The following is a 6,343-nucleotide window of genomic DNA, read 5'->3' on the forward strand; positions in this document are numbered from 1 at the left end:
GACGGTCGCGATCCGGGAGGTCGCGGGCCGCGTGGTGGTCAGGTGCCGCGGGTCGGGCGTGTTTCGTGGACCATGATGGCGATCTGGACGCGGTTGGTGCAGCCGAGCTTGCCGAGGATGCGCGACACGTACGTCTTCACGGTGGCCACGCTCATCAGCAGCGCCGCACTGATCTCGGCGTTGGAGCGGCCCTCGGCGACGGCGTCGGCGACCTTGCGCTCCGCCGGGGTCAACGCGTCCAGGGCTCGTTCAGCGACCGCGCGCCGCTCGGCGGTGTCGTCGCGGACCACGTGGTCGACGAGCCGCCGTACCACGGACGGTGACAGCATCTGCTCGCCGGCCGCGACCCGCCGCACCGCGTCCAGGATCGCCAGCGGCGGCGTGTCCTTGAGCAGGAACCCGTGCGCCCCGAGCCGCAGCGCCCGCAGCACGTGCTCATCCGTGTCGAACGTCGTCAGCACCACCACCGCCCCGGGCACCCCACCGGCCCGCAGCGCCTCGAGCGCGGCGAGCCCGTCCATCCGCGGCATCCGGATGTCCATGAGGATCACGTCGGGGTGGCTGGCGCGGACCACCTGGACGGCCGCCACGCCGTCGCCCGCCTCCCCGACGAGCTCCAGCTCAGGATCCCCGCCGAGGACCATCGCCAGCCCGGCCCGGACCAGCGCGTCGTCGTCGACGACCACGACCCGGATCATCCCCGCCACGGCAGCCACGCCTCGAGGTGAAACCCGACCTCGCCGCCGTCCCCCGACCCGCCGTGCCCCCCACCGTCCCTCGACCCGCGGTGCCCGTGCCCCCCACCGTCCCCCGACCCGCCGTGCCCGTGCCCCCCACCGTTCCTCGGCCCGTCGTGCCCGTGCCCGCCACCGGCCTGCGGATCAGAGCCTGCCTGCCGGACTCCGCCGGCCTGCTGTGCCTCGCTGTCCTGCTGCGCCGTGCCGGACAGCTGCGCCGCGCCGGACAGCTGCGCCGCGCCGGACTGTTGTGCCTTGCCGGGCTGCTGTGTCGCGCCGGGCTGTGGCGCCGTGGCGTGCCGCGGGGGTGCGGTCGTGCGGCGGGGGCCGTGTTCGAGGCGACCGCCGGCAAGGGTGACGCGCTCAGCAAGGCCGACGAGGCCCGACCGCGACCCCGGCAGCGCGGGCCGCACCGGGACGGCCGGCAGCGGGTTGCGCAGCCACACGTGCAGCTCGCCCTGGCTCGTGCGGTCGAGGCGGACCGCGACGGCGGCGCCGGGCGCGTGCTTGCGGGCGTTGGTCAGGCCCTCCTGCACGAGGCGGAACGCGGTCCTGTTCACCGCCGCGGGCAGCGTCTCCGGCCCCGCGTCACCGCCGGCCGTGAGCCGGTTGTCGAGGTCGACGGGGGTGCCGGCCCTGCGGACCTCCTCGATCAGCTCGTCCAGGTCGGCGAGGTCCTGGCGCGGCCGCAGCTCGTCGTCGTCGCTGCTGCGCAGCACGCCGAGGATCTCCCGGAGCTCCTCCATCGCCTGGCGCGCGCTCGCCCTGATGGTGCCGCCCGCCTCGGCGATCTGCTCCTGCGACAGGTCGCGGCGGATCTCCAGGGCGCCGGCGTGCAGGCTGATCAGCGAGATCCGGTGGGCGAGCACGTCGTGCATCTCGCGGGCGATCCGCTCCCGCTCCAGCCCGCGCAGCAGATCGGCGCGCTGCTCGGCCTCCGCCTCGGCGCGCACGGCCCGGTCCCGCAGCGACGCGATCAGCTCCCGCCGCGCCCGCACCGTCGACCCCCACGCCAGGACGATGCACATGATCAGCGCCATGGCCGTGGCGTTGCCCACGATGTGCAGGTCAGGGTCCGGATAGCGGAGCATCAGCGGGACCGGCACCAGCAGGTGCGCGACGGCGACCCCCAGCGCCACCCGGAACGGCCGGTGCACCGCGACCGTGAACACCGCGATCGTCGTCGCCCCGCCGACGAAATCGGTGAGCGCGGCCGGGACGAGCAGCAGGAGCGCCACCTGTACGGGCCAGCGCCGTCGCCACCAGATCAGCACCAACGCCGGCACGGTCACGGCCGTCGACACCAGCAGCCGCTCGTCGCTGAGGGCGCCGCTGTCCAGCCCGGACGCCGCGGCGACCACCATCGTCAGCGCCGAGATGACGAAGACGGTCGCGTCGACGACGAGGTTGCGGGCCTTCACGAGCGCACCAGGGGACGCCAGTGCTGCGTGGTGCCGTCGTCGCGGACCGTGTACCCCAGCTTCTGGACCTCGTCGCGCAGCTCCGCGGCGTCGGTGGTGCTCTTGCTGGTCAGCGCCGCAGCCCGGGCGGCGAGGACCGCGTTGACCGCGGCCGGCAGGTCCGGCAGGTCGGGCACCCAGCGCCGGAACAGCTCCCCGAACGGGTCCTGCCTCCGCCACGGGTAGCCGTGCGCCTGGAACGCCTCCGCCACGTGCCGGTCACCGGCCCGCTCCAGCCGCTCCCGCACCACCTGCCGCGAGTCCCGGTCCAGCACGACGAGCAGCCGCCCGTCGACGAACACCGCCGACACGTCCTCCCGGCGCACGGCCCAGGCGGCGTCGCCGAGCCGCAGCCGCAGCTCGGCGTTGGCGACGGTCACCCGCAGCGTCTCGTGCACCGCGACGACCACGAACACCACCCCGAGCAGCAGCCCGGCGGCCACCAGCGCGATCCGCCCGACCCCGTGGTCGAGCGCCGCCACGAGCCGGACCGGCCCCCTGAACGGCACCCACGGCAGGGTCAGCAGCCAGCGCGCCAGCAGCGGCAGCGCCCAGCCGACCGCGACCCCGGCCAGCGGAAACCCGGCACCGATCAGCCACTTGTCGGCGCGGGACAGCCCCAGCTCGTGTTCTGCCATACACCTCACGGTAGGCAGCCGGACCGTGGCGGGACAGTCTCCGAAAGTTGTCGCGTACACCTGGATCAGCCGCCATTGGTCGGTGTGATGTGGACCGACTCCACCCACGACGGCGGCAGCGGGGGGTTCGGCCCGATCAGCCCGGCGATGAGCCGGCACCCCGTCGGCTCGTCGGGCCACGGCGTGCCGCCGTCGGTGAGGACGACCACGATCTGCGGCTTGTCCGGCGACCGCAGCGCCGCCGCGATCCCGACCCGCATGTCGGTGCCGCCGCCACCGCCGAGCTCGACCTGCTCCGCCTTCACCACCCGCGTCACCGCGTGCACGTCGGCGTCGCAGGCGACGACGGTGACCCGGTTGCCGCGGATGCCGACGGTACGCAGCACGCCCGTCACCTCGCTCAGCGCCGCCGCCAGGTCGTCGGTGCCCATCGAGCCCGACGTGTCGACGACCACCGCGACGCGCGGCAGCGGCCGGCGCAGGCTCGGCAGCACCACCCCGCGCATCGCCCCGGTCCGCCGCCCCGGCCGCGCGTACGTGTAGTCGACGGCCCCGCTCGCCCACGCCACCGCCTGCCGCAGCGCCCCGGTCAGCAGCCGCCGCCAGTCGACGACCGGCTCGGCGATCTCGTCCGCCCACCGCTGCCAGCCCCCGGGCACGGTGCCACGCGACCGCACGTGCGCCCGGATCGCGTCGGCGGTCTGCCGGCGGATCGCCACCGCCTCCACGTCCCGCACGCCGGGCTCCGCGGCGTCACCGACCTCACCCGCGACCGGGATGCCGTGCGCGCCCGACCCGCACTGCACGTCGTGCGCGTGCGTGTGCGGTATCCCGGCCAGGTACTCCTCGAACAGCCGCCCCTCCGGCAGCCCGAACGTCGCCGGCTCCACCCGCGACGCCGGCAGCACCAGCTTGTCCGCGACCAGGTCGTCGTTGATCTCGCAGTCCTGCGCGAGGTTGACCCGCAGGTGGTCGCCGCGGTCTCCCGCAGGCAGCCGGTCCGCCCGTCCGTGATGGTCCCGCAGCAGGTGCGCCACCTCGTGCACCCACACCCCGGCGAGCTCCTCGACGCTGTGCCCGTCCACGAACTCCGGCGACACGTACAACCGCCACCGCCGGTCGACCCCCATGGTCGCCAGGTGCCGGCTCGGCACGACCGACAACGCGTACAACGCCGTCGCCAGATACGGCCGCAGCATCGCCGCCTTGTACCGCGCCGCGAGCAGCTTCGTCCGATCCAACGCCTGGGCCGCCCCGACCGACGGCCCCGCAGGAATCGCCACCGGCACCGCGGCTGCAGCCGCTTCGGAAGACGCCGCCGCAGGCGTCGCCGCGGACTCGGAGGGCGCCGCTTCCACCTCCGCGGGCACGGCCGGCACCTCCTGTGCCGGCAGCGGCGACGCTGATGACGCCGGCTGCTGACGCGGGTCCGGAGAACCCGGCAGACCGCCCACGGACAACGCCGGATGCGCCTGCGCCGAGGGCACAGATGCCGATCCACCCGCGCCCACCGACGATGGCGCCTCCGTCGCTGTCGTGCCGGACGGCGCGGCTTGCGGCATCGCCGGCGCGGGTGCTTCGGCCTGCGACGCCGTGGTGCCGGACGGCGTCGCTTGGGTCGTTGCGGGCGGAGGTGGTGTGGCCTGCGGCGTTGTGGGCGCGGACGGCGTCGCTTGGGTCGTTGCGGGCGGAGGTGGTGTGACCTGCGGCGTTGTGGGCGCGGACGGCGTCGCACGGGTCGTCGTAGTCGCGGGTGGTGTGACCTGCGGCGTTGTGGGCGCAGACGGCGTCGCATGGGTCGTCGTAGTCGCGGGTGGTGTGGCCTGCGGTGTTGCGGGTGCAGATGGTGGTGGCTGTGTCGCCGCGGGCAGAGGCGGCTGGATGGGTGCGGGTAGCGCTGGTTGCGCGTGCGCGAGGGAACTGGATGCCGGTGGCGCCGGGGCAGGGTGTCCTGGCTCGACTCCAGCGGTGCGTGGCAGGCCTACCGCCTCGGCCGGAGGTGGTTGATCGAGCGGCCTGGCTTGAGCCGGCAGGCTGACCGTGCTCGTCGGAGGCGAAGGGCTGACCGCTTCCGTTGGAGATGGTGGACCCGCTGCGTCTGCTGGGGGTGGGCCGACCGGCGCGGCTTGAGACGGTAGATCGCCCGGTCCGGCTTGGGACGGCAGGCGGACTGCGCCCGTCGGGGATGACGGGCCGACCGCACCCGTCGGACGCGGTGGGGCGGCGGCACCTGCTGGGAGTGGGGGGTCCACCGCGCCCGCTGGGGGTGGGGTGGTCATCGGAGGGCGCCGGAGAGGCTCAGGATGTCGATGAAGGCGTCGATCGTGGCGGGCACGGGCCAGGCGGGTTTGCGCATGGCGGCGAGGTCGGCGGCGGCGCGGGCGGCGACGTCGGGGACGCCGGCCTCGACGGCCTTGCTCAGGACGGTCCAGCCGGCTTCCCAGCGCTCGCGGGTGGTGTTGCTCTGGACGGCGGAGACGACGGCGGTCAGGAAGGCGAGCTGGCGGTCGCCGCGGGCGGGGAGTTGGAAGGCGTCGGGGTTGGCGAGAACGCGGTTGGGGTCGGGGAGGTCGAGCTCGTCGAGGTAGTTGACCAGCTCGAGGCCGGCGCCGTCGCCGATGGCGCCGACGAGGGCGGTGGACAGGGCGGCGCGGGTGGCGTCGCTGGCCATGCCGAACGTGAGCAGGCGCAGCGCCATCTCCCAGGTGCGCGGGGACGGCCAGGCGCCGCCGCGGGCCTCGGCGTCGGCGGGCAGGTGGTGGGCGAGGCCGGGGCGGGCAGTGAGGAACCCGGACAGCGTGCCGCGGGCCCTGGCCAGCGCCGACGCGCCCTTGCGCGGGTCGACGCGGGGGATGTCGGCGGTGGGCCAGGTGCCGGCGAGACCGCGGGCGACGACGGCGGGGTCGTGGGTCCAGTGCAGGTGGACGAACCGGTTGGCGAGGGGCGGGCTGAGGTGCCAGCCGTCGGCGGCGCTCGACGGTGGGTTGGCAGCGGCGACGACGCGGACCGCGGGCGGGAGCTCGAGGCTGCCGACGCGCCGCTCCAGGACGACGCGCAGCAGCGCGGCTTGCACGGCGGGCGGGGCGGAGGACAGCTCGTCGAAGAAGACCAGCCCGTAGCCGCGCTTGGCGAGCCGGACGGCCCAGTCGGGCGGGGCCATCGGCACGCCCTGCGTGGCGGGGTCGTCGCCGACGACGGGCAGGCCCGCGAAGTCGGACGGCTCGTGGATGCTGGCGATGACCGTCTCCATCGGCACGTCGAGCCGGTCGGCGAGCTGCTGCAGCGCCGAGGACTTGCCGATGCCGGGCTCGCCCCACAGCAGGACCGGCAGGTTGGCGGAGACGGCCAGCGCCAGGGCCTCGAGCTGGGTGTTGTCGCGCCGCTCCACGCGGGTCGAACGCGTCGCGGCGAGCAGCTCGTCGGCCGCGGCGAGCAGGGTCAGCGCCGTTGGTTCTGCGGTCATGCGCGACACGGTAGCCGCCGGGTACGACAATTCCGCGACCCAATT

The 6,343-nt window shown here is 75.0% G+C and carries 5 protein-coding genes; all 5 read right to left on the reverse strand.

The features are described 5' to 3' along the window. Positions 1-38: 38 nt before the first annotated feature. A complete protein-coding gene (locus tag AB0J72_RS28925; RefSeq protein WP_363403950.1) occupies positions 39-698 on the reverse strand; it encodes a response regulator transcription factor in 660 nt (219 codons plus the stop codon). Continuing rightward, a complete protein-coding gene (locus AB0J72_RS28930) occupies positions 695-2,158 on the reverse strand; it encodes a histidine kinase (RefSeq protein WP_363403952.1) in 1,464 nt (487 codons plus the stop codon). Before AB0J72_RS28930 ends, AB0J72_RS28925 begins: the two co-directional genes overlap by 4 nt. Beyond that, positions 2,155-2,835, reverse strand: coding sequence for a hypothetical protein (locus AB0J72_RS28935; protein ID WP_363403954.1), 681 nt, complete (start codon positions 2,833-2,835; stop codon positions 2,155-2,157). The genes AB0J72_RS28930 and AB0J72_RS28935 overlap by 4 nt, the downstream gene beginning before the upstream one ends. A gap of 65 nt (positions 2,836-2,900) precedes the next feature. After that, complete coding sequence (locus AB0J72_RS28940) at positions 2,901-4,118, reverse strand: VWA-like domain-containing protein (protein ID WP_363403956.1); 1,218 nt, start codon at positions 4,116-4,118, stop codon at positions 2,901-2,903. Between the two features lie 992 nt (positions 4,119-5,110). Then, positions 5,111-6,298: an AAA family ATPase gene (locus AB0J72_RS28945; protein WP_344503339.1), complete on the reverse strand. Its 1,188-nt coding sequence runs from the start codon at positions 6,296-6,298 to the stop codon at positions 5,111-5,113. Positions 6,299-6,343: the final 45 nt, after the last annotated feature.

The sequence above is a fragment of the Dactylosporangium sp. NPDC049742 genome (genome assembly GCF_040674675.1).
In the GTDB taxonomy this organism is placed as follows: domain Bacteria; phylum Actinomycetota; class Actinomycetes; order Mycobacteriales; family Micromonosporaceae; genus Dactylosporangium; species Dactylosporangium maewongense.